Origin of the sequence: Pseudoalteromonas sp. MM17-2, from assembly GCF_022347945.1 — a bacterium.
GTDB classification, from domain to species: Bacteria; Pseudomonadota; Gammaproteobacteria; order Enterobacterales; family Alteromonadaceae; genus Pseudoalteromonas; species Pseudoalteromonas ruthenica.
In genome coordinates, this window is record NZ_JAKRFV010000011.1 from 1 (window position 1) to 21,560 (window position 21,560).

Sequence of the window (21,560 nt, forward strand, 5' to 3'; positions counted from 1 at the left end):
CAACAAAACTGAGATAACAGACTCCGAAGCACTCGATATAATGGAAAAACTTTCAGCGTTTCCTAAATCTTATAACGCGCTTCAAGTTGTTTTGTTTGCATGTCCAGACGATGATGAACTCGTCGACGAAAAATATGAAAACATTGTAGCCGTGTGGAAATCGGCTACTTAAAAGGACGCATAAATGCTTGGCTTGCGCTCCTTCGTCGCTAATTTTAGCCAAGCTTAATCCGCCGCATTATGCGGGCATTAAGTGGCCCAGATAGTAAGTGTAAGAATCATAGGTTATGGAAAATAAAATTATTTCAGCAGTTAAAGACTTTGCTAGCTCGATAAATTCGGGAGGTAAAGTGGTGGCTGATATATCTCCTCTTATTGATGCTACTTCTCAACTACCTCTCAGTAGCTTTGACTATTGGGAGCGCCTAATTCGATCAGAGTTTTCCTTGGCATTAAGAGAGTCAACTCCCCCAAAGTGGAAAGTCTGGTCTAAACCTAGTGAACTTCTGACTTGGTTAGATTTAATAAGCTGGGATGGTTACAAGCGAGAGAAAACTCTACGAACACTATCAGGTGCGGCTCCAAATACTTTCTTCTTTTCACTAGCTATTCGTAGGCTTAATGATTGGGTGCCCCAAGTTCGTGAAGCCGCAAGGGATAATCTTCCTGAGATTGCAAAATCTACCAACCCAGAATTTGTTGTTAAAGCGCTTTGTATCGCCCTATCTAATTGGAATTCATGGGGAAGAATTGAGGATGCTGATAAGGCGGTTCTCGTACAAATAATTTGTGAAGAAAAAGTAGCTGAATCACTAAGGTTAAAGTTAATTTCATCAACTTCTGGTCCAATGCCTTCGTTATTTTCTCAACTTGGCCGCACATCTATTCTTGATGAAAGTATTGAAAATATAGCGAGTGAAGCAGCTCAACCAACGGTTCGAGCAAAAGCTTTCCGTAGCTTATTTGAAGGTAAGGTTTCATGGATTGAAGGAAGAAAATGGGAATGGACTGATATAAGATATTGCGAAGGTAAGCTAAAGCCGATCGTTTCAGAGAGAGAGATCGCCGTTCAAGCATCGTTACTCACTTTGCTGAAGCTTTCTTCTGAAGATAGATCTTCAATTGTAAGACGCATATCAGCAGAGATTCTGATTCGTGATTTATCGAGTATTGGAGACATTGCTAGGGGTTATGCTGAAAAGTTTGCATTAGATAAATCCAAAGCAGTATCTGAAAGAGGACAGTTTGCTTTAAAAAAGCTAAATGAGATGAATTGTGCAAAGGCCACCTAACAAGAGACTATGGCGTCAATAGCTCTTTTTAAGCTTTCGGCGTTTCCCACATTACCTCACCTCTTAGCATCGAATTTAAGATAACCACCATCTTCCTGACACACGCAATAATGGCTACTTTTTTCGGTTTCCCGGCTGCAATCAGGCGCTGATATGTAGTTTTGAACACCGGATTACACTGCATCGCAGACATCATTGCTATGTACAGCACAGTCCTCACCTGGGGTCTTCAGCCCTGGATGGTTCTGAGGCCCTTATAGCGACCGCTTTCCTGATTTATGGGCAAAAAAGCTCGGTATATCAATAAGCCCGACATTTTCGACGCTGGCATAATACCTGATGCAATAGTGGTTGGCACTCTAAACTATTGTTGGTTTAGGGTTGGATTTGGTGTTTACAGCGCAATGTTTTAATATAGGAACAAAGTTGTCAATCTCTAGCTCGGCGTTACAGGGCCTATTGGTTAGGGTAATCATTATAAATATAAGGGAATTATATGAGCATCGGTGGTGATGTATTGGTTTATGTTCTTCTGTTAACAGCGGTCGCACCCGCCATTTTGGCAATTAGGTTAGCAGCAAAACAAAATCGCTCGCGGTTTACCAGTGCCGTGGTTACTTTTGTTTTAGGGTTTACTTGGGTTGGCGGTTGGATATACCTTGCCATTATGAATTTAATGCAACCAAAAGAACCTACGCAGTAGTATTCATATCCCAAGTGCGACGGCTAATTCTAGATGCGGTCCACTTAGCTACCCCGTTTAATCAGGGAGTGATAAAGCCCAAATTAGGCCGGTTGGTTTTTCTCACCTATTTGCGCAGTAAACGAAAATATAACAAGCCATAAAGTTATCCGTAACTCTTGGCTCAGTCTCGCCCCGCGACAACGTTAGTCAACCATTAAGGCCACTCACGGCAGAGTTATTAAGGAATTACTATAAAAATAGGGCTTTTATCAATCGCTTTTTATTTACAACGAGTTTGGCCTTTGCTGATTGTGAAATTGCCTTACAAAAACGGCTAAAAGAGGATTTAGACCTCACTTACCGACAGTTTGATCAAAAAATGATGCGGGATTTAGATTGTTGGAAAAGTCAGGTTGTTATGGCGAAGCAGCCATTCTAATAAAGAGATATATCGCGCATAATAATTCTACAGAAAGCTCATTGACGTGGCACCTAGCTCAAATGCAAGCGCTAGCGGGTAATTATCAACAAGCGATTGTTCATGCCAAGACGGTGTTAAACCCAAATGAAGATTTAAATACTTCCCCTATGTATTGCAACGATTTTGTTTTAGGGAATATCGCTTTTTGGTCTAGAGACAAGACTATGTTAAAAAAGCATATGGCTAATATCAAAAAGGGTTGAGTTTTAAACCCAATCAGATCAATTTCAATTATCTGAATAGGTTACTTACCCATTTTGATTTGAGCTATTTACACGCATTATCACAATCGTAATGAGAGCTGTATTGAGCGTAAAACAATCGCGAAATACGAGTTCTAAATAACTAGAGTAGAGAGGCCGCTGTGCGTTCACAAAGTGCCAAATGGGTAACTAGGCTTCACAATAAATCTTGTTACAAGGAGTTGAATATGAAGAGTTTAGTTTTGTTAGGGTTATTATCTTTAGGCACCTTGGCTTCTAACCTTTCGGTCGCGAATGAGATATCGCCTGACTTTCTTAAAAAAGAAATAACGTCAGCTCAAACCGAATACTTGAGCGGTTCCTCTGATAGTGGCCTGTATGCACTTCAAGCTTTAGCTAGGCTACTCGAGTCAGATAAATCCACTTCATTACACTGTGAGTTAGGGCCTAATAATTTATCATTTACTTACCTAAGAATCGGATTATTGCACGAAAGGGCGGGCAATGATTCGAAAGCGAAAGCAAATTTCCAGAAAGCTTTGAATACGTACAAAGGCGAGCATATTCAACTTGCCCAATTAAAAGATAACGTTTTACAGCTGGATGAAATGCACAATTAAAACAGTGAATACTAATAAAATGGTTTAACGGAACGATTATATAACCCTTAAAAAATATAAGAACACGCATTTTGTCTAACATTCATCTTTGAGTACTGGGGTTAAGGGAGTGAATTTGCATAAAGTGGTTGGCTAAACTTTGTGCAGTTATTCACTTTTTGGTCATGATAACGTAGTCAAGGGCGTAAGGATGTGTTTTTATAGAAGCTTAGCTTAACAAAATAATAATTATTCTTATGTTAAACAACCTCTCCTTACGACAGAAGATTTTATTGCTGATCGGTGGCACCTTGAGCGTTTTAATGGTTGCCGTGGCCGTGTTCTTCATTAACCATATCGCGTCTTTATCTCGAAATAGTGTTGAGCGCGAAGTACAAAATTACTTAGATGCTGAGCGTTTGTCGATGCAGTCGTTTTTTGCGCAATACGGCAAGGTAGTTGAAACCTATGTGACCAGCCCGCATATGGTCGACTTTTTCGATAACTACCGTGAGCGTGGTGTGGCGTTATCCTCTTTACCTGATTATCCACTACTGAACGATAATTTTATCCGTATTAGCAGCCGCGACAGTAATATTTTGTCTGCGTTTTTTGCCTCGGCTCACACTGGTGAATACTTCAAAGAAAATGAGCGTACCTCAGCGTATGGCGATGGTCGCCCTTACTATGCGTATAAGCGGCCATGGTGGCAAGATGCGCTGAATAAAGGCCAACTTTATGTTGGCGCTATCTCTGTCGACATCAACACGGGAGACGCATCTGCTGTGGTGCAGCAGCCGGTTTACAATGACGCCAAAGAGCTGGTTGGTGTAGGTGGGGTTGACCTACAAATTAATGCTATCCGCGATATTGTCGAAGACATTACCTTTCAAGGTGAGGGGTTTGGCTTTTTACTCGACAGTGATTTAAATGTGGTGCATTTATCGCAGCGTACCGGGCATTCATTGTCGATAACAGATACCGGTGAAGGGAAAGATAACTTGAGTGCTCTTGAGCAACAATTCAAGCAAACCCAAGGGTTTGATACGCTTAATAGCGCCATAGCCAATAACGACAGTGGCATTGTTAAAGTCACCCTTAAAGGCCAAGAGTTTTATGCTTTATTCAATCGCTTAAAGCTCGATAAGCCGGTGATCGATTGGCACCTAGGGGTGCTTATTCCGGTGAGCTTAATTGAAGAGCCCGTTAACGATGCGGTGATGTCAGCCTCCATCGTCGTGGTGGTGATTCTAGCCATTATTGTCGCGATGATTTTCTGGGTGACTCATTTAGTTGCCAAGCCTATCACCACCTTAACCCATATTATGCGTGATATTGCCTCCGGTGAGGGCGACTTAACGCGGCGCATTGATATCTCGAGTAAAGATGAGGTGGGCCAGCTAGCCCATCACATGAATACCTTTATCGATAAGCTGCGGGCGATGATGCTGAATACTGCTGCGCAGGCAGAGCAATTAAGTGCCGCCGCCAGCCAGTTGCAACAAGTCTCTGGGCAAACCAACAGTGAAATCCAAAAAGAGAAGCAACAAGTCGATAGTGTCAGTGCGGCGGTGACCGAAATGGCCACGACGGTCAATGAAATTTCGCGTAACGCCAATCAAACCAATGATGCCGCTGCATCGGTGCAACAGGTTAGTGAGCAAGGGCGTTCGCAATCAAATCAGTCACAGCAGGTGATGCATGAGCTAGCTGAACACATTGGCGAGGCCGCACAAGTGGTTACAGGCTTGGCGCAGGAAACCAATAATATTGGTGCGGTGATCGATGTGATTAACGGCATTGCCGAACAAACGAATCTGCTGGCACTCAATGCTGCAATTGAAGCCGCACGAGCTGGCGAGCAAGGTCGCGGTTTCGCCGTGGTGGCGGATGAGGTGCGATCGCTTGCAAGTCGCACACAAGAGTCGACCGATGATATTCGCACTATGATTGATAAACTGCAAAGCATTGCTGATAAGGCCTCAAATATGATGGCGCAGGGCCAAGAGCGGGCTCAGGGCTCGGTCACACAAACCCAAGCCGTATTGCAGTCACTAGAGCAAATAGGGGAGTCGGTGGCGCATGTGCTTGATCAGAGTCACCAAATAGCCACCAGCACTGAAGAGCAAAGTATTGTTGCTGAAGATATCAACACCAGTTTGAGTGCTATTAACGACCTTGTTAATAATACCGCGCACCATGCCGACACCTTAGCGAATGAGGCGAAAGACTTGAACGCTTTAGCGAGCTCTTTAAATGCCACGGTGAATCAGTTTAAGCTGTAAGCCTAGTTTTATGGGAGCCTTCGGGCTCCTTTACTTCTTTCGAGGTACTTTTGTTACGACACGTCACGCCTGAAGATGCTAAGGCCATCGCCGAGCTATATAACTATTATATTCGCCACACCACCTTTACTTTTGAAGAGTCGCTTGTTGACACTCCGCTTATGAGTCAGCGGATAGCAAGCATTAAAGCGGTGAACTTACCCTGGCTGGTATATGTACAAGACGGTGAACTCAAAGGGTACGCCTATGCGAGTAAATGGAAAGAGCGCAGCGCCTATCGTTTTGCTGTTGAGACGAGCGTGTATGTGGCGCATCAACATCAGGGCCAAGGAATAGGGCGCCAGCTCTATAGCGCACTGCTCGAGACACTCACCGCGCAGGGTGTGCATACCGCTATCGGTGGCATCACCTTACCTAATCCCCCGAGTATTGCTTTGCATCAGGCGTTAGGCATGCATAAGGTCGCGCATTTTGAAAAAGTAGGGTACAAATTTGAGCAATGGCTGGATGTGGGCTATTGGCAAATTCACCTACAGGCTTAAGCTCTATTCGTGTTACTGTGTATAGGCACTGGAATATGCAATATCAGAAATAAATTTTTCTGAATCTATTAATAAAGGCTGAAAAATAAATTGGTACGACCGAGTGGATTCGAACCACCGACCCCTACCATGTCAAGGTAGTGCTCTAACCAACTGAGCTACGGTCGTACAGAATACGAGATGTCTTTTTTGAGAATTGGTACGACCGAGTGGATTCGAACCACCGACCCCTACCATGTCAAGGTAGTGCTCTAACCAACTGAGCTACGGTCGTACAATTTTTGTTATCAAGGCAAAACGTTACGGCGTTGACAACGCGGTGTAATATATAGCGAGAGACGAAGCTAATCAAGCAACTTTCAAGGAATTATTGTTTGTTTGCTGTTATTTTACTCACCTGGTGTTAAATCGCAGTGTTTGTAAAACGCTTGCCACCAGGTTACATGGTGGCGGCTCGATGTTTTAAGCTCCGCAAGCAAGCTCGGCTCCCCATCAGTGCCTAGCAACTGTGCCTTGATATGGTTGTCGTCTGGCTGAAATTGCAGTATGCGAGTAAAAATGGGCTGTAATTGCTGTAACCTGCCGGCGAGGTGGCTTTGAAAACCTTGCAACTGGCCTATGTAGAACTTGTTAAAGATATTATGCACTATCATGCTGTTACGGTTGTTCTTATGGGCAGCGCAAATATCCCCAGGTAACTTGATGCGCTCAAGCTCAGCGCTCAGGGCATTGTTTAGGGCAATTTGCTCGCGCGTTGCGCGCAGTAACTTGGCTATATAATCACTGCGGTTTAGCTGCTCAAGCGCCTGCGTCAGTTGCGCGGTATCAATATCTTCAACATTGTGCTGGGCAAGGTTATCGGCAATATTGGCAAGTTGGGTCAGCGCACTTTGGCTATTTACGCGACCCGCTTGCTCGTCAAAGTCGAGCGCGTTGCGCGAAAAGGTAAAGAGGTGTTTAAGCTCTTTTTCTTGGGCTAGCAAGTTATTGAACGCTTGGCTCAGGGTGCGTGTTTTAAATTGTTTTTCCTGCTCAAGAGCAGCGATAAGCGATGGACTTAATGTCTCGCTATCGGGGTGATTTAGGCAGGCGTCCACTTGTTGTAAAAAGCGCAGGTGATACTTAAAACGTTCACTGGCCGTAGCAACTTTACCTAGTTGGTTGTTGCGCCCGGCAATGTCAGTGGCAAGTTGACAATGGCCCAGTTGGCCAAGCTCCAAAATGCCCATGCGCACGCCGCTGTCCAGAGGCTCTGCGCTAAACTCGGGCCAGCGTTCAACGGCTAGGGTATGTGCTTCATTAATTGGTAAAAATTTAGCGAGTCGCGCGCGATATTCTTCGTGGACCTGCTCGGGCCCCTCGGCGCAGCCAGTGAGTACAACCAAACTAAAAATTAAAAGGAGCCTGAGCAAGTCGCCTCCTGAGAGTCCAAATAAGCAGTACCGCAGCGCAAGATAAGCCGACAATGATCCCTAACCAGAACCCTTGCGGTCCCATCGCTGGCACGATGTAATCAGTACGACCTAGTACGTAGCCTAGAGCAAAGCCGATCAGCCAGTAAGAGATGAAGGTAATGTATGAAATTGGGCTGGTATGCTTGATCCCTCTGAGCATACCGCTGCTAACCACTTGCAGTGCGTCCGGTAGTTGATAAAAACAGGCGAGCACCATAATGCTTGCTGCAAGTGCTATTACCTCGGGGTTATCACTGTATATGGCGCTGATATCAAAACGCAGCAGGTAAGTGACTAAGGCAACTAATGCCGCGATGGCGATAGACAACACAAAACTTGTACTCATGCAGCGTTTAAGTGCAACAAAGTCCTGCTGTCCGTATAGATTGCCAAAGCGAATGGCCACTGCCATCGATAGGCTCATCGGCAGCATAAACAACAAGGTAGTGACCGAAGCGGCGACCTGATGACCGGCGACGGCGATAGCCCCCAGCGAGGCAATAAATAAAGGAATACAAGCAAATAACGTCACCTCGAAAAAGGTCGCCAACGACAGCGGCACGCCGAGCTTAAACATCGCCCAAATAGCACTGCCGTCAGGCTTGGCAAAATGAAGAAACAAACCCGGTCCGTCAATACGCTTACTTATTAAACTATAAATAAACTGAGCACTGCCCATGGCCGCAAAGACGAGGGCCGTAGCGACGCCACAGCCAGCACCTCCGAGCGCAGGTGCGCCGAAGTGGCCGTGTATAAATATATAATTGGCGGGAATATTCACCAGCAAACCGATAATTGAAATATAAAATGCAGGTGCGGTGTAGGCCTTCCCCTCAGCCACATTGCGAAACAGCGAGTAAACAAAGAACCCAGGTAGGCCCCATTGGATATAGTCGATATAATCTTGAGCCAGTACTTTTACGCTGGCTTGAGTATCGAGTTGTGCAATGAGCACCGGAGCCAATTGCGCAATTGCGACGCCGGCTAAACAGAGCAACACGGCTAAGTAACAGCCTTGCTGAAAATGGCTACGAATTGCCGGCTCGTCATTTGCCCCAAAGCTATGCGCAACTAACGAAGTGAGTGCCAATAAGACGCCTAACAGTGCTAGTACCATGGGGTTCCACAATCCGGTCGCAATTGAAAGAGCGGCTAGGTCAACGGCACTTACTTGGCCAGCCATAATGGTGTCGACGACCGACATTAATACCAAAGTAACTTGTGCAAAAAACACCGGTGCGGCCAAACGCAACAAACGCCCAGCCTCCCACGTACAAAACTTCATAAGAGAGAAAACATCAGATAAGATAAAAGGTAAGTGTATCCTGTGTGTGATATGAAAAAAAGGAATAGCGATGTTTACCGGAATAGTGCAGTGCCAAGCTCATGTCGTTGCTGCAAAGCTCGAAGGCGCGGTTCTGCGGTTAGTACTTTCTGTGAATAAAAATTACTTACAGCATCTAGACTTAGGTGCAAGTATTGCCATCAACGGCTGTTGTCTTACTGTTGTAAAAGTGGAAAGCCCCGCCGGTGATGTTGTCGGCCAAGTGCATTTCGATGTAATTGATGAAACTTTGGCTCTTACCAACTTAGGCCAGTTGCGACCAGGTCACGCGGTTAATTTTGAACGGTCAGTCACCTTTGGCACTGAGTTAGGCGGGCATATTGTCTCTGGGCACATTCACACGACCAGTGAGGTACTTGAGCGTATAGACAGTGAAGATAACTGCCGCTTGCATTTATCCTTGGATCAGAAGTGGCGCGACTATGTCTTATATAAAGGGTTTGTGTGCGTTAATGGCGCAAGCCTTACCGTGGGCGAGCTCAGTGAACAGGGCTTTTGGCTGCATCTGATTCCTGAAACCTTAAGCATTACCAATATTGGCGAGGCAGTCACTGGCAGTGTCTTCAATATTGAGGTAGACCAGCAGACGTACACCATAGTCAATACGGTGCAGCGTTACCTACAGCAACACAAACCCTAACAAAGCAAAGGTTAAAAAATTTGCTCGTCGTCGGCGTCGACCCTTAACTGCACTTTGTTTAAGGCGTAGTCGATGTGCATATTAAGGTGAATAGGGTTACAGCAGGCTGAGCAATCCTCGTAGTAGTCTTGATCCCCTGAAGATGTATCGACATCAACAAAAATATGATTGCCGCAATGGGGACAGCGAATGCGCTGTAGGCTGTAGTCTTTCATAGCCGCCTCGTATGACAGTCTGATGACATACTTTGAGTATAGTGCGTTTTTGCTACGAATTCCGACTAATTTGACGCAGTCAAAAGGCGCAATTGCGCTACTAATTGCCCCCGTTTCGTTGATGAATAATGGTTTCGATACTGTCACGCGCCTGCGTCAAATAATGACCGGCAAAGATATTGGCATGATTGAGCAGGTGATAGAGGTTGTATATTCCTTCGCGGGAGCAGTGATCGTGCGCCAACGGGTAGTGTGCGTTATAAGCGGTATAGAAGGCGTCTGGGAAAGGGCCAAATAACCGTGTCATGGCAATATCCGCTTCTCTATCACCGTAATAACAGGCGGGATCGTATAGACATGGGACGGAGTTAACAAAGCCGACATTACCACGCCACAGATCCCCATGTAATAACGACGGTTGCACGTTGTGGCTGTGTAAGCGCGCTTTAACACAATCCACTAACGTATCGATATCACAAAAGTGAAACCCTTTTTCCGCCAGTAACTGCATTTGCCAGCCGATACGTTCTTCACTAAAGAATACATCCCACTTTTTGTGCCATCGATTGGGCTGCGCAGTAACGCCAATGAAATTGTCTTGCTCATTGCCAAACATGGCCTGTTCGTGCTTTTGATGCATCATCGCCAGATATTCACCCATTTTTGCCCAGTTGGGAGGGGTAGGGTCACTAAAGTCCAGCCACTCTATAATATTAAAAGCAAACTCCAGAGTGGTGTCTGTGGCTAAGCAATCCGGCACCAAAAACAACGATTCTTGTGTTAATAGCGACAAGCTTTGCGCTTCGCACTCAAGACGTTCCAGCGCACTGAGCGGGGCAACTTTAACAAAAAATGTATGTTGCCCATCGCTGATACGAAATAGCATATCGGCCGAGGAATTACTTAATTGCTGTTTTTGAGTGATTTCGAAAGGAGTAGCTAAGGTATCACTAATTACTTGGGCGACGGCGTTCCACATGGCAAGTTAGCAAATTTAGAGTGCGGTGATATGAGTATGGCAAAGTTGTTGATTGATGCAAAAATTTTCCGCAAAGTCTAATCCCACGTTAAAATAGTGTGCAGCGATTTTAGAAGGAGTGAACGCGTGAATAAAAGCAGTGTAACGTCAATAATTGCCCTCATTGTTACATTAGTCGGTTGGCACCTAGCGCAGCCATTGTTGTTGAGCATGGGGTTATTTGCGTTATCAGGCGCACTAACCAATTGGCTTGCCGTGCATATGCTGTTCGAAAAAGTGCCATTATTGTACGGCTCAGGTGTGGTGCAGATTAAATTTAATGCGTTTAAGCAAGTAATACATGAGCTCATTGAAGAGCAGTTTCTATCTCCTGAGAACCTTAAAAAGGCCTCAGCGCAGATGCCAGCGCCGCAAATGGATGCACTAATTAACCATCTGGATATGTCGCTGGCTTTTGATAAGTTAGTACAGGTGATAGAGCAGTCACAGTTTGGCTCCATGCTAGGGATGTTTGGTGGCCGAGCAGCGCTCGAGCCGATGCGTGAGCCGTTTGCTGATAAAATGCGTGAGGCCATCACAGAAATGCTACAAGATGAACAAACACGCGAGCAAATTATTGCGCAAATAGGCGGTGGTAGCGATTTGCAGGCTCAGGTTAAGCAACTGGTAAGCCAGCGCTTAGATGAGTTAACCCCAGCAATGGTCAAAGAGATTATTCAAACGATGATCCGCGCTCACTTAGGCTGGTTAGTCGTATGGGGAGGGGTCTTTGGCGGTGCGTTCGGTGCGCTCGCTTATTGGCTGTAAAAAAAAGCCCGCATTGGCGGGCTTTACTTCCAGGGATGGAATCAAAGGTGATATTACTTTGAGCCGTACACCATAAAAGAATCGGTGTCGTTTTTGGCTGCTAAATCGCGAATAGAGGTTTCAGTTAGGCGCTCTATATTGAGTACTTTGAGGCTGCGATCGAAGCCATAGAGGCTAGCAAATTGGCGAACAGTTAAATCATTACACGCTAATTTGTTTTCCATGGTGTAGGTATTAACGTAATGCTCTTTCATGGAGCGGCGCAGCTTCAGTGGGCTGTTTTTAGTAATTGCCATACACAACTCGGTGCCAGCGCTGTTATCGGCAGCTACAAATTTTGAGCTATCTGCAGAGGCTGTAGTTGAAAGTAGGCCAAGGGCCAAAGCGCTGGTTAATAATGCGGTGCGTTTCATTGTATTCTCCTTAGTACATTCGTCGGGTGCAATGTAAGTATGCGCCACATAATTGTTCATAGCATGAATAAGGTGTCTCCGAATGTAAGCATCTGTGTCAAGTGTGTCGAAGGGCGCAAAGCGCACGATTTTTCAAGGTATTGGCGACCCTATTTGGACACACTTCTTTTCACTTTTTTTGTTGAAAAGGGTGACGCCTCTTCGAGTTTAATGGCTCACCCCCATCAGCCGCTGGGATTGTGTCACCACAGATGTAACTGCGGGTGTCAGGATAACCCACTTCAAGGCGTCGGCACTGTTGTTTTTTATTTAATCATTTTTGCCAGGTATGTACCCATAACCCTCTCTTTTTTATCTCAGTTTACTGTTCATTAACCTTAAATTTTCGCATTTTGCGCAATGATTGGTTAAAGTTACGCAAAAAACGGAGTGATGAAAACAATGCGTAAATACACAGCAAGCCTAAGTGCTGTTGCCGTGGCGCTGGCAGTAGCCGGTTGCCAGCAAAGTGACGGTCCGCAAGGCGAAAAAATATCTATCGAAAAGAACCCCTATCCAAGTACTTATCAGCCTATGCCACGTCAATCGACGTTGATCACCAATGCCACAGTATTAACGGGTGATGGTCAGCGCATCGATGCCGGCGATGTGTACATGGTTGACGGGCAAATTAAGCAGGTAGGCAAAGACCTGGACGTGCAAGCCGATGTCACCATCAACGCACAAGGCAAATGGGTGACACCTGGTATCATTGATGTCCACTCCCACCTAGGTGCTTATCCAAGTCCAGCGGTAGAATCACACCAAGATGGTAATGAAATGACCAGCCCTAACACCGCAGCGGTGTGGGTAGAGCATTCAGTGTGGCCGCAAGACCCTGGATTTAACCGTGCCCGTGAAGGCGGGATCACCACTTTGCAGATTTTACCAGGCTCAGCGAACTTATTCGGTGGGCGCAGCGTGACGCTAAAGAATGTACCGGCACACACTATGCAGGGAATGAAGTTTCCTGAGGCACCCTATGGCTTAAAAATGGCTTGTGGTGAGAACCCTAAGCGCGTTTATGGCAGTAAAGGTGTGTTGCCATCAACGCGAATGGGCAACATGGCGGGTTACCGTAAGGCGTGGATTGACGCAACTGAGTACAAGCGTGCTTGGGAGAAGTATGAAGCGGATTACGATGCGGGTAAGAACGTAGAAGCGCCTGAGCGTGATATTACGTTAGACACGCTCAGTGCGGTATTGGACGGTGACATCCTCATTCACAATCATTGCTATAAAGCTGAAGAAATGGCGATGATGATCGACTTAGGTAAAGAGTTTGGCTACCACTCAGGCACGTTCCACCATGGTATCGAGGCGTACAAAATCGCTGATTTACTCGCTGAAAATGGCAACTGTGCCGCATTGTGGCCAGATTGGTGGGGATTCAAAATGGAAGCCTATGACATGGTACAAGAGAATGTTGCCATCGTAGATGCGGTTAAAAATTCCTGCGCTATTGTGCATTCAGACTCTGACACCACTATTCAGCGCCTAAACCAAGAAGCGGCGAAAGTGATGTATCGCGCCAATGATAATGGCTTCGACATTGATGAAGCGCATGCGATTAAGTGGATCACCTCAAATGCTGCAAAATCACTGGGCGTAGCAGATAAAACGGGTACCTTAAGTGCAGGCAAGCAAGCCGATGTGGTACTTTGGAATCAAAACCCATTCAGTGTGTATGCCAAAGCAGAGCAGGTGTTTATCGACGGTGCCAAAGTGTATGACCGTAACGATGAAAAATACCAAGCACAAAGTGACTTTATGTTAGGCCAACGCTAAGGAGTTGTATGATGAACTTATTTAAATTGACAGCAATTAGCGCCGCCTTCGTAATGAGCACGCAAACTTACGCTGAAAGCCTGGCGATTACCAATGCTACGGTCTATACCGCAGCACAGCAGGGCGTATTAAAAGACGCAACAGTGGTAATAGAAAACGGTAACATTGTTGCTGTGAACCCCAGTGAAGTGAGCGCCGATACCATTATTGATGCTGAGGATAAAATCCTCACACCGGGCTTTATTGGCTCGCTGAATGGCTTAGGTCTTGTGGAGGTCAGTGCCGTTGCAGACTCGCGCGATGGTGGCGATAAAAAAGCGACAATGACTTTTGACCCAAGCTTAGCGTTCAATCCGCGCTCAAGCTTAATCCCTTATGCACGCAAAGGCGGTATCACCAGCAATGTGATTGCACCCTACGGTGGCGATGATATTTTTGCCGGCCTGGCGTCATTGGTGTCGTTATCAGGCGAATTTGACAGTGTGACCCGCCAAGGCGTGGCTTTATACGTAAAGCTTGGAGCTAAACATGAAGGCTCACGTGCGCTGTCGCTGCAAACACTGATTGATACGCTAGAAAAGCACAGTGAACGTGATGAAGACGACGATAAATCCAAAGGCAAAGAGGTAGAAATCCTCGATGCTGTCTTTGCCAAAGAGATCCCGCTAGTGATCGATGTGTCGCGGGCATCGGATATGTTAGAGCTGCTCAAAGTAAAAGCACGCTTTGATGTCGACATGGTTTTTGCGGGGGCGCAAGATGCCGTATTAATTAGCGAGCAGCTAGCTGACAGTGATACACCTGTGGTGATCAGTGCCATGGATAACCTGCCAGGTAGTTTTGACTCGATGCACGCTCATTTAGAGAACGCTGCGAAGTTAGAGCAAGCAGGCGTCACCGTGATCTTGACCATTGCTGGAGATAGCGCGCACAACTTGTATCAATTGCGCTTTGATGCGGGCAATGCCGTGTCATATGGCATGACAGCGCAAGGGGCATTGGCAGCGATCACCAGTAATGTTGCCTCGGCATTTAATTTAGATGTAGGGCAAATTGCGCCGGGTAAACCCGCTGATTTGGTACTTTGGAGTGCTGATCCGTTCGAGTTCAGTACTCGCATTGAAAAAGTGTGGATAAACGGTACTGAGGTCTCAACTCAGTCGCGCCATGATAAATTACGTGAGCGTTATACCACGGATAGTGAGATGCCAAGGGCTTACAGCAAATAAGTCATTAGTATGAAAAGTATTGAAAGGCGCTATAAGAGCGCCTTTTTTTATGCCAAATAGTGATTGAGTTTTGCTCACAGTGTTGTTTACAATATGTGAACATACTCAAACAGGTTATGTGCGTAGTTTGCATTTAGCCAAGGAATGAATCGCGCTCAGGGAAGAATCGCTATACTGCTTAGGTATGTCCCCCTTCCTCGTTGCGCTTCACTATGTGGAGCTTCGCTTTGATAGACAATTCCAATGTTGAATCTGGGTCGTGGTACCGACAGCTTAAGCTCTCGGTCACTGTACTCGTTGGTATATCACTGTTAGTACTTTCTATAAAGGTATTCGCTATGTTCGGAATTTTTAAAAAACACACCGTACAGTTATCACCCGAAGTGTATGGCCAAGTGCAACACAACGGCGACGCGCTGGCGCACATGACCATTCACCGCGATATTAGTTATGGCGACGTTTACAGTGACAGTGTGACCACTGACGAGCAGGGCCGTTTTCACTTTGAAGAAAAGAATATTGAATCGTCAAAGCCGGGCAATATGTTCGATAACGAAGGCATCGCGCAAGCAATTTATGTCATTGTTGACGATAAAAAATACACGCTCTGGGGCACGTTGATTGGTCAAGTTGAAGGAAATGACATTGTTGCCGCCAAACTTAAAGATTTGCACTGCGATATAGGGCGTGAAGAAAAAATATACGACTTTGAATTTAAAGATGTACCGGGCAGATATCAAACTATTTATGGTGTCTGCAACTTAGACTGATCGCTGCGGTTTAGCGACGCAAAAAAATACTCATACAAGGAATTAAGTAATTATGAACACTCTTTCCCCGCGTCAGGCCTCTGAACTCGCCGCCATGGCGTACCGTGCTAAAGGTGCAAGTAAGGTACTAGATGTGCGCTCTATCGTTGGCCCTAATCTACGTAACTCGTTTGAGTTTGTCACCGGTGACAGTGTTGTTGACGGTGTCTCAGGTGGTTTTTTCTCTCATCTGTTCGGCTTAAGCACGGGCTTTGCTTTTGTTGGTAAAGGCATCAACGAGTTTGCCGGCGATAGCGTTATTGCGATTCGTGGTACTGCCTCATTACGTGATGGACTGACAGACTTAAACTGTGGTCTTAGCGCCAGCAGCAGTAATAAAATGGTGCATGCCGGATTTAATAAAACCTTCAACTCCATGAAGCAGGCGTTTGCTCAGTTTGTTGATAGTAACCGCAAAGCCGGCAACACAGGTGTTGTGCATTGCGTTGGCCACAGCTTAGGCGGGGCGTTGGCACAATTGACCGCTGATTGGGTGAATACCGAGTATTCTCTGCCAACTAAACTATATACCTTTGGCGCACCGCGTGTAGGTAAGACCGATTTTGCCCGCTCAACCACTACGAAGCTAGAGAATATATACCGCTCTACTCATGGTGCCGATCCGGTTCCTAAAGTGCCGCTTTGGCCTTTTATTCACGCGCCGTTTAATGGCAGTGAATTCCGCCTCGACGATGGCCAAGGCCTTAACGTGTCGGCCCATAAGCTCGATGGCACTCCAGGTTACTTAAATACCGCTAGTGCCAGCGACTGGTCCACCTTAAAGCAGCGCTCAGATAATTTCTTGAGCCAGCCTGTGCGCCTTCGTTTTGAAGACAGAGCTCAGGCGTCATTCTCAAGCCATTGGGCGGATAAAATAAGCTCAGCATTGATCACCTTGTTGAAAGACTCCGGCTATTACACGGCAGTGGTAACGCAAGCGGCGATCAGCAGCTCGTTGACATTTTACGATATGGTCGCGCGTACCTTAGAACAAGTAGCGAAGGCGTCTGCGCGTTTTGCCGAGCAAACCTTGGGTTTATTAGGGCATATGCTGGTTTTCGCGGGCAAGGTTGTGGGCAAAGCGTTTGAGCTTACTTATAAAATGATTAAGTGGGTCTTTGACTCGACCATGGGAGCCCTGTATCGCAGTGTGCGTGGCGCCCTTAATGGCTTAGATTAAAATAAAAACGCTCGCAACTGCGAGCGTTTTTATTAAATACACCGAGCCGGTTTGGGTAAACCGGCTATTTTAGTTGCTTGTTTTGCCGGCCCCTTGGGAAAGAGCTTATACAAGTATTTGCTATTACCCTTGTCCTCACCCAACTTCTTTGCCATGGCCTTTACCAGCATACGAATCGCTGGGCTGGTATCAAATTCCTGATAAAAGTCACGGACAAACATCACCACTTCCCAATGCGCCTCTGTGAGTTCAATATTCTCTTGCGCGGCGATAACCGGAGCTAACTCTTTCTGCCACTGGCTACTATCGAGCAGATAGCCTTGTTTGTCTGTTGCTATTTCTTGGCCGTTGAATTCAATCATGTTACTCACTGATTTACTCACTGATTGTTCGTTGGTATTGTAAGGTCAATTCGACCCATTGCGCATCGTTAATCACGGTGACACCTGTTGTGCGATGGTGCCCGCCACAGGCATTCACATCTTGCTCAAGGGCATAAGTGGCCACACCCAGCCCTACAAAAGCCGACGCATTGTAACAGGCCTCAGCGCGCAGTAACACGCCGTCTTCCTTGCTAATGATGCTGCCCAGAGTAGGGTGCTCGCTAAGTGCACTACGCACGATGAATAATGTACCCTTGCTCATAAAGTCACTACCTTATCCACTTGCTTGATTAATGCACGCTTGTCATTGTCATAGGCGATTTGCACCTCTATCGCCAAGTCATCTGTGCTCAAGCCATGCTTGTTCAGCGCATCGGCGCACACATAGACAGATTCAATATCATAGATTTCCAACATGCCGATGGCTTTAGTAAAGTCTTTTTGTTGCTGCGCGCTGGGGCGTTGATTTTTCACTAGTGAGAGTACCGCTGCACCTTCTAGTAACCAGGTAACCTGCTGATCAATAGCGGCGAAAATAAGGACCATATCTAAGGACTCGCGCAGACTTTGCTGATGATAGGGCCCGTGTTTAGAGATGACTAAGATGTTATTCATTTGAATTGTACCCACCTGTCGGCGTCAGTGGCGAGCATGGCAAACTCTGCAAGTCCCGAGACGGTAAATAGTTTAACCTGCTCGGTGTCAATGCCGCGCTTGTTGGCTGCGGTGATACACAGGCTCAATTCAATTCCGCTATCAAAGAGCTGCTGCCACAGCGCAGCGACATCGAATTCATCGCTACTGACATCGAACTGATCCAGCGCATGATAAACCCCATCTTGATAGAGAAAAATCGTTTTTATTTGGTGCCCAAGCGAGAGGGCATTGTCAACAAAGCGTTTGAGCGCCACCAAAGTGATGGCATCACTCGGTGCGCTATGCAGTGATAATACGAAGCTGGCCAAATTACATCCACAAAAAAGCCCCAATGAATGGGGCTCATTTTAGCAAATATTGCTAATTAGTCATCAGCTGCGCCAAGTAGGTGCAGTAACGAAGTGAATAAGTTATATACGTTTAGGTACAACGCCACAGTTGCACGCACGTAGTTAGTTTCACCACCGTTAATGATGCGGCTGGTATCAAACAGGATGAGGCCTGACATGATAAGCACAACGGCTGCATTAGTGACCATGAATACCATCGAGCTACCGATAAAGATATTAACGATGCTGGTGATAATCACAACAACCAAGCCAACCATCAAAAAACCGCCCATAAATGAGAAGTCTTTCTTAGTCGTGAGTGCATAAGCAGAAAGACCAAAGAAGATCAGTGCCGTTGAGCCAAGTGCTTGCATGATCAACATTGGGCCGTTTGCCATCGCAGCATAGTGGTTCAACATCGGACCGAGGCCGAAACCAAGAATACCGGTAAAGGCAAAGGTCAGTAGCACACCCGCTGAAGAGTCTGCTTTTTTGTTGATAATGAACAACATGCCGAGGGCAATCAGTGAACAAACGATACCGGTAAAGAACGGTGGGTTAAGCGCCATTGAAATACCCGCTGTCACAGCACTAAATGCCAACGTCATCGCGAGTAAAAAGTAAGTGTTTTTTAAAACCTTATTTGTCTCAATGGTCGACATCACCGGCTTAGCCGAGCTGTACGAGTTATTAAACGCCATTGTGAAACTCCTTAAATTGAAATCGATCCTCGAAGTACCCGAGGGCACCTGAGTTAAAGATTACCAAGTCTTCTATATATGGGCAAACCTTTACCTTTCAATAGACTGCAAAATTCGCGAATTGTTCGATTGCTGTGCTATTATGATAAAAAATAGCCATTTAGAACATTATTTTAAAATAACACTTCACAAACGTCAGGCATTTCACTAATATGCACGCCGCTGCGGAGAGATGGCAGAGCGGTTGAATGCACCGGTCTTGAAAACCGGCATGGGTTAATAGCCCATCTAGGGTTCGAATCCCTATCTCTCCGCCACTTAATTTTTATTTAGGTGACGCAGTTATCTAAGTACCGCTTTAGGAGAGATGGCAGAGCGGTTGAATGCACCGGTCTTGAAAACCGGCATGGGTTAATAGCCCATCTAGGGTTCGAATCCCTATCTCTCCGCCACTATTAAAGGCCTCAGCATATGCTGAGGCCTTTTTGCTTTCTACGACTAACGTCGCTATTGGCAGGGTTTTGCAGATCTGCAATGCTTTTATAAATCATGTTCAGCAGTCACCATTATGAAACACACCCTCGCAAAAGCAGTTTTATATTCCTTATTAGCACCGGTATTGATTGGTGTGGTGTTAGGCATTTATTACGCCTTAGGGGCACAGCAAAACGGTGCGCAACTATTTTTTGCCGTATTACTATCTGCTATTGCTAACGCCCATATCTTGGGATTGGCGATGGCTGTGTTCGTGGTCCCGGGCTATTTGCTGATGTATAAGTACAATAAAGTGCATTACAGCGGCGTACTCACATTAGGTCTACTAGGAGGGGCGTTGTTCAGTTATGCTTTTGGCGCGCAGGCGGGGTTTTTACTCATTGTCAACGCACTGATGGCGGCACTTGGAAGTGGACTGTTCTTGTTTGCCCTGCGCCGGGGCAGTGCCCGCGAAGCTTAATCTTACCTATCTTCATGGCGTAAAAATAATCAATCAGCGTTTTTTCAAGCGACTGCATCACTTTTTTCATGATAAAAGGTTTCATTTGCGCGCCACAAAGAGTACCTTAAACACTGCGTATTCTATGTGAAGTAGTAGTGTGAATGAGTAAAGAAGCCTTTTATGAATCCCTGACACAGCAAGCACTCGCGCTGGTCAGTGATGAAACCAATCAAATTGCTAATATGGCGAACATTAGTGCGCTGTTATTTATGTCTTTAGAGGATATAAACTGGGCAGGGTTTTACATTTTGGAGTCGCCACAACAAATGGTGTTAGGGCCGTTCCAAGGAAAGCCAGCGTGTGTGCGCATTGAAGTTGGAAAAGGTGTGTGTGGTACTGCTGTTGCTGAAGACACCACTCAACTGGTAACTGACGTTCATCAATTTCCCGGGCATATCGCTTGCGATGCGGCGTCAAACTCTGAGGTTGTGGTGGTGGTGAAAAAGCAAGGAAATGCCATTGCCGTTCTTGACATCGACAGCCCTACAGTGGGACGGTTCGATGAGCAAGATAAGCAGGGCCTTGAGAAGCTAGTTCACAGCATCGAAAAATACCTGTAATGAAAGACTTACTTAGTGTACATGACTACCTTTTCGCACAGTCCGATATTGGCGACTGGGAGGGGGAAGAGGAATTCGTTACTGAGCGTTACAACGAACTAATCCACCATGCATGGGAACGCTTGGATGATGATCTAAGCTGCGAACGCATAGATGAAATAATTAACGGTATTTGGGAGCAATTACGCGGAGACACCGCGCTTCTCGATGCTGAACACGAAGAATTAATGGACTGGGTTGAACACTATGTCGACTCGGCGCAAGACGAGCAGATGTAAATTTAAGGTTTAGAAATGGAAACCACAAACAAGCTAAAAGATATAAACGAAGTATTGGAATTCCTATACCAGGAATTTCCCAATTGTTTTAAACAAAAAGAAGGCATTAAGCCACTCAAAGTCGGTATTTTTAAAGACATTGCCGAACGTATTGAAGGCAGTGAAAAGGTCAGCAAAACGCAAGTTCGTCAAGCGTTGAGAAAGTACACTTCACACTGGCGCTACCTTGAAGCGGTTGTTAACAACGAATACCGCGTTGATTTAGATGGCAACCAAGCAGAAAAAGTAGAGCAAGAGCACGTTGAGCATGCAAAAACTGCGCTTGAGCAAAGCCGCGCAAAAATGGCTAAACGTAAAAAGCCTGCTCGTGGTGCTAAAGACGGTGATACAAAGGGTTACAAAAAACGTCCAAGTGGACCTGGTAAGCCTCACCCTAAAGGCGCTAAAGTCAAAAAGAATGCAGAACCTGCACCGCGTCGTAGTAACAAAGTTGAACCTTTGCCAAGCGACAAGGTCAAGGCTAATACCAAAGTTAAAGTTAAACTAGGTCAGGCGCTAGTCAACGGCACTATCACTGAAGTCAACAAAGATGATATCCACGTTGAATTAGTCACCGGCATGCAGGTAAAAACTAAAGCAGATAGCTTATACCTAGTATAAAAAGAAGGAG

26 protein-coding genes, 4 tRNA genes and 1 pseudogene are annotated in these 21,560 nt (G+C 45.9%); 18 read left to right on the plus strand and 13 right to left on the minus strand.

The genetic code is table 11. The annotated features are described in order from the left end of the window. Positions 1 to 287: 287 nt before the first annotated feature. Positions 288 to 1,292 carry a hypothetical protein gene (locus MHM93_RS10375; protein WP_239449094.1) on the plus strand — a complete coding sequence of 335 codons (1,005 nt, stop codon included), beginning with the start codon at positions 288 to 290 and terminating at the stop codon, positions 1,290 to 1,292. Between the two features lie 28 nt (positions 1,293 to 1,320). On the opposite strand, the pseudogene MHM93_RS10380 reads toward MHM93_RS10375, so the two are convergent. Further along, positions 1,321 to 1,575 (minus strand): annotated as a pseudogene (locus tag MHM93_RS10380) (transposase); the annotation flags it as partial. A 213-nt stretch (positions 1,576 to 1,788) separates the two neighbouring features. On the opposite strand from MHM93_RS10380, the gene MHM93_RS10385 reads away from it, so the two are divergent. The 5 genes from MHM93_RS10385 to MHM93_RS10405 all read left to right on the plus strand — a co-directional run bounded on the left by MHM93_RS10385 (position 1,789) and on the right by MHM93_RS10405 (position 6,087). After that, positions 1,789 to 1,995: a hypothetical protein gene (locus MHM93_RS10385; RefSeq protein WP_239449096.1), complete on the plus strand. Its 207-nt coding sequence runs from the start codon at positions 1,789 to 1,791 to the stop codon at positions 1,993 to 1,995. 381 nt (positions 1,996 to 2,376) lie between these two features. Next, the gene (locus MHM93_RS10390) at positions 2,377 to 2,661 is read left to right on the plus strand and encodes a hypothetical protein (protein ID WP_239449097.1); all 285 of its coding nucleotides are present in this window, start codon (positions 2,377 to 2,379) and stop codon (positions 2,659 to 2,661) included. A 227-nt stretch (positions 2,662 to 2,888) separates the two neighbouring features. Then, a complete protein-coding gene (locus MHM93_RS10395; protein WP_239449098.1) occupies positions 2,889 to 3,281 on the plus strand; it encodes a hypothetical protein in 393 nt (130 codons plus the stop codon). 236 nt (positions 3,282 to 3,517) lie between these two features. Beyond that, the gene (locus tag MHM93_RS10400; RefSeq protein WP_239449100.1) at positions 3,518 to 5,545 is read left to right on the plus strand and encodes a methyl-accepting chemotaxis protein; all 2,028 of its coding nucleotides are present in this window, start codon (positions 3,518 to 3,520) and stop codon (positions 5,543 to 5,545) included. Between the two features lie 50 nt (positions 5,546 to 5,595). Beyond that, a complete protein-coding gene (locus MHM93_RS10405; RefSeq protein WP_239449102.1) occupies positions 5,596 to 6,087 on the plus strand; it encodes an arsinothricin resistance N-acetyltransferase ArsN1 family B in 492 nt (163 codons plus the stop codon). A gap of 91 nt (positions 6,088 to 6,178) precedes the next feature. Here the strand turns inward: MHM93_RS10405 and MHM93_RS10410 are convergent. From MHM93_RS10410 to MHM93_RS10425, 4 genes are all read right to left on the minus strand, one after another. Further along, positions 6,179 to 6,255, minus strand: a tRNA-Val gene (locus MHM93_RS10410). A 29-nt stretch (positions 6,256 to 6,284) separates the two neighbouring features. Further along, positions 6,285 to 6,361: transfer RNA gene (locus MHM93_RS10415), tRNA-Val, on the minus strand. A 115-nt stretch (positions 6,362 to 6,476) separates the two neighbouring features. After that, positions 6,477 to 7,499: a DUF3080 family protein gene (locus tag MHM93_RS10420; RefSeq protein ID WP_239449103.1), complete on the minus strand. Its 1,023-nt coding sequence runs from the start codon at positions 7,497 to 7,499 to the stop codon at positions 6,477 to 6,479. Next, the gene (locus MHM93_RS10425; RefSeq protein ID WP_239449105.1) at positions 7,474 to 8,826 is read right to left on the minus strand and encodes an MATE family efflux transporter; all 1,353 of its coding nucleotides are present in this window, start codon (positions 8,824 to 8,826) and stop codon (positions 7,474 to 7,476) included. Before MHM93_RS10425 ends, MHM93_RS10420 begins: the two co-directional genes overlap by 26 nt. A gap of 70 nt (positions 8,827 to 8,896) precedes the next feature. Between MHM93_RS10425 and MHM93_RS10430 the strand changes: the two genes are divergently transcribed. Further along, a complete protein-coding gene (locus MHM93_RS10430; RefSeq protein WP_239449107.1) occupies positions 8,897 to 9,526 on the plus strand; it encodes a riboflavin synthase subunit alpha in 630 nt (209 codons plus the stop codon). Between the two features lie 11 nt (positions 9,527 to 9,537). On the opposite strand, the gene MHM93_RS10435 is transcribed toward MHM93_RS10430, so the two are convergent. Both MHM93_RS10435 and MHM93_RS10440 read right to left on the minus strand, forming a co-directional pair. Beyond that, positions 9,538 to 9,741 carry a CPXCG motif-containing cysteine-rich protein gene (locus tag MHM93_RS10435; protein WP_022943991.1) on the minus strand — a complete coding sequence of 68 codons (204 nt, stop codon included), beginning with the start codon at positions 9,739 to 9,741 and terminating at the stop codon, positions 9,538 to 9,540. Between the two features lie 100 nt (positions 9,742 to 9,841). Beyond that, positions 9,842 to 10,720: a fructosamine kinase family protein gene (locus MHM93_RS10440; RefSeq protein ID WP_239449109.1), complete on the minus strand. Its 879-nt coding sequence runs from the start codon at positions 10,718 to 10,720 to the stop codon at positions 9,842 to 9,844. 126 nt (positions 10,721 to 10,846) lie between these two features. Between MHM93_RS10440 and MHM93_RS10445 the strand changes: the two genes are divergently transcribed. After that, positions 10,847 to 11,527 (plus strand): DUF445 domain-containing protein, encoded by a 681-nt coding sequence (locus MHM93_RS10445; RefSeq protein WP_239449110.1) that lies wholly within the window; start codon positions 10,847 to 10,849, stop codon positions 11,525 to 11,527. Between the two features lie 53 nt (positions 11,528 to 11,580). Here the strand turns inward: MHM93_RS10445 and MHM93_RS10450 are convergent, their stop codons facing one another. Continuing rightward, positions 11,581 to 11,940, minus strand: coding sequence for a DUF3718 domain-containing protein (locus MHM93_RS10450; protein WP_022943988.1), 360 nt, complete (start codon positions 11,938 to 11,940; stop codon positions 11,581 to 11,583). A gap of 441 nt (positions 11,941 to 12,381) precedes the next feature. Between MHM93_RS10450 and MHM93_RS10455 the strand changes: the two genes are divergently transcribed. The 4 genes from MHM93_RS10455 to MHM93_RS10470 all read left to right on the plus strand — a co-directional run bounded on the left by MHM93_RS10455 (position 12,382) and on the right by MHM93_RS10470 (position 16,985). Next, positions 12,382 to 13,767, plus strand: a complete 1,386-nt coding sequence (locus MHM93_RS10455) for an amidohydrolase (protein ID WP_151172850.1) — start codon at positions 12,382 to 12,384, stop codon at positions 13,765 to 13,767. 8 nt (positions 13,768 to 13,775) lie between these two features. Next, positions 13,776 to 14,996 carry an amidohydrolase family protein gene (locus tag MHM93_RS10460; protein WP_239449114.1) on the plus strand — a complete coding sequence of 407 codons (1,221 nt, stop codon included), beginning with the start codon at positions 13,776 to 13,778 and terminating at the stop codon, positions 14,994 to 14,996. A 338-nt stretch (positions 14,997 to 15,334) separates the two neighbouring features. Then, positions 15,335 to 15,766: a DUF6795 domain-containing protein gene (locus MHM93_RS10465; RefSeq protein ID WP_053911360.1), complete on the plus strand. Its 432-nt coding sequence runs from the start codon at positions 15,335 to 15,337 to the stop codon at positions 15,764 to 15,766. A gap of 52 nt (positions 15,767 to 15,818) precedes the next feature. Continuing rightward, positions 15,819 to 16,985, plus strand: a complete 1,167-nt coding sequence (locus MHM93_RS10470) for a lipase family protein (protein WP_053911359.1) — start codon at positions 15,819 to 15,821, stop codon at positions 16,983 to 16,985. Between the two features lie 32 nt (positions 16,986 to 17,017). Here the strand turns inward: MHM93_RS10470 and MHM93_RS10475 are convergent, their stop codons facing one another. Genes MHM93_RS10475 through MHM93_RS10495 form a run of 5 tightly spaced genes read right to left on the minus strand, consistent with a single transcriptional unit; the run spans position 17,018 to position 19,055 of the window. Further along, the gene (locus MHM93_RS10475; RefSeq protein ID WP_138508472.1) at positions 17,018 to 17,347 is read right to left on the minus strand and encodes a TusE/DsrC/DsvC family sulfur relay protein; all 330 of its coding nucleotides are present in this window, start codon (positions 17,345 to 17,347) and stop codon (positions 17,018 to 17,020) included. A 13-nt stretch (positions 17,348 to 17,360) separates the two neighbouring features. Next, positions 17,361 to 17,630, minus strand: coding sequence for a DsrH/TusB family sulfur metabolism protein (locus MHM93_RS10480; protein ID WP_239449115.1), 270 nt, complete (start codon positions 17,628 to 17,630; stop codon positions 17,361 to 17,363). Then, positions 17,627 to 17,983: a sulfurtransferase complex subunit TusC gene (tusC, locus tag MHM93_RS10485; RefSeq protein ID WP_239449116.1), complete on the minus strand. Its 357-nt coding sequence runs from the start codon at positions 17,981 to 17,983 to the stop codon at positions 17,627 to 17,629. The genes MHM93_RS10480 and tusC overlap by 4 nt, the downstream gene beginning before the upstream one ends. Continuing rightward, positions 17,980 to 18,333, minus strand: coding sequence for a sulfurtransferase complex subunit TusD (gene tusD, locus MHM93_RS10490; RefSeq protein WP_130145235.1), 354 nt, complete (start codon positions 18,331 to 18,333; stop codon positions 17,980 to 17,982). The genes tusC and tusD overlap by 4 nt, the downstream gene beginning before the upstream one ends. Positions 18,334 to 18,389: 56 nt before the next feature. Then, a complete protein-coding gene (locus MHM93_RS10495) occupies positions 18,390 to 19,055 on the minus strand; it encodes a Bax inhibitor-1/YccA family protein (RefSeq protein ID WP_022943979.1) in 666 nt (221 codons plus the stop codon). Positions 19,056 to 19,281: 226 nt separating this feature from the next. On the opposite strand from MHM93_RS10495, the gene MHM93_RS10500 reads away from it, so the two are divergent. From MHM93_RS10500 to proQ, 6 genes are all read left to right on the plus strand, one after another. Then, positions 19,282 to 19,372, plus strand: a tRNA-Ser gene (locus tag MHM93_RS10500). A 44-nt stretch (positions 19,373 to 19,416) separates the two neighbouring features. Next, a tRNA-Ser gene (locus MHM93_RS10505) sits at positions 19,417 to 19,507 on the plus strand. A gap of 116 nt (positions 19,508 to 19,623) precedes the next feature. Next, the gene (locus MHM93_RS10510) at positions 19,624 to 20,010 is read left to right on the plus strand and encodes a hypothetical protein (RefSeq protein WP_022943978.1); all 387 of its coding nucleotides are present in this window, start codon (positions 19,624 to 19,626) and stop codon (positions 20,008 to 20,010) included. A gap of 143 nt (positions 20,011 to 20,153) precedes the next feature. Beyond that, positions 20,154 to 20,612, plus strand: coding sequence for a GAF domain-containing protein (locus tag MHM93_RS10515; RefSeq protein ID WP_022943977.1), 459 nt, complete (start codon positions 20,154 to 20,156; stop codon positions 20,610 to 20,612). After that, positions 20,612 to 20,890, plus strand: coding sequence for a hypothetical protein (locus MHM93_RS10520; RefSeq protein WP_022943976.1), 279 nt, complete (start codon positions 20,612 to 20,614; stop codon positions 20,888 to 20,890). Before MHM93_RS10515 ends, MHM93_RS10520 begins: the two co-directional genes overlap by 1 nt. Positions 20,891 to 20,905: 15 nt before the next feature. Beyond that, on the plus strand, positions 20,906 to 21,550 hold the full coding sequence (proQ, locus tag MHM93_RS10525) for an RNA chaperone ProQ (protein WP_022943975.1): 645 nt from the start codon (positions 20,906 to 20,908) through the stop codon (positions 21,548 to 21,550). Positions 21,551 to 21,560: the final 10 nt, after the last annotated feature.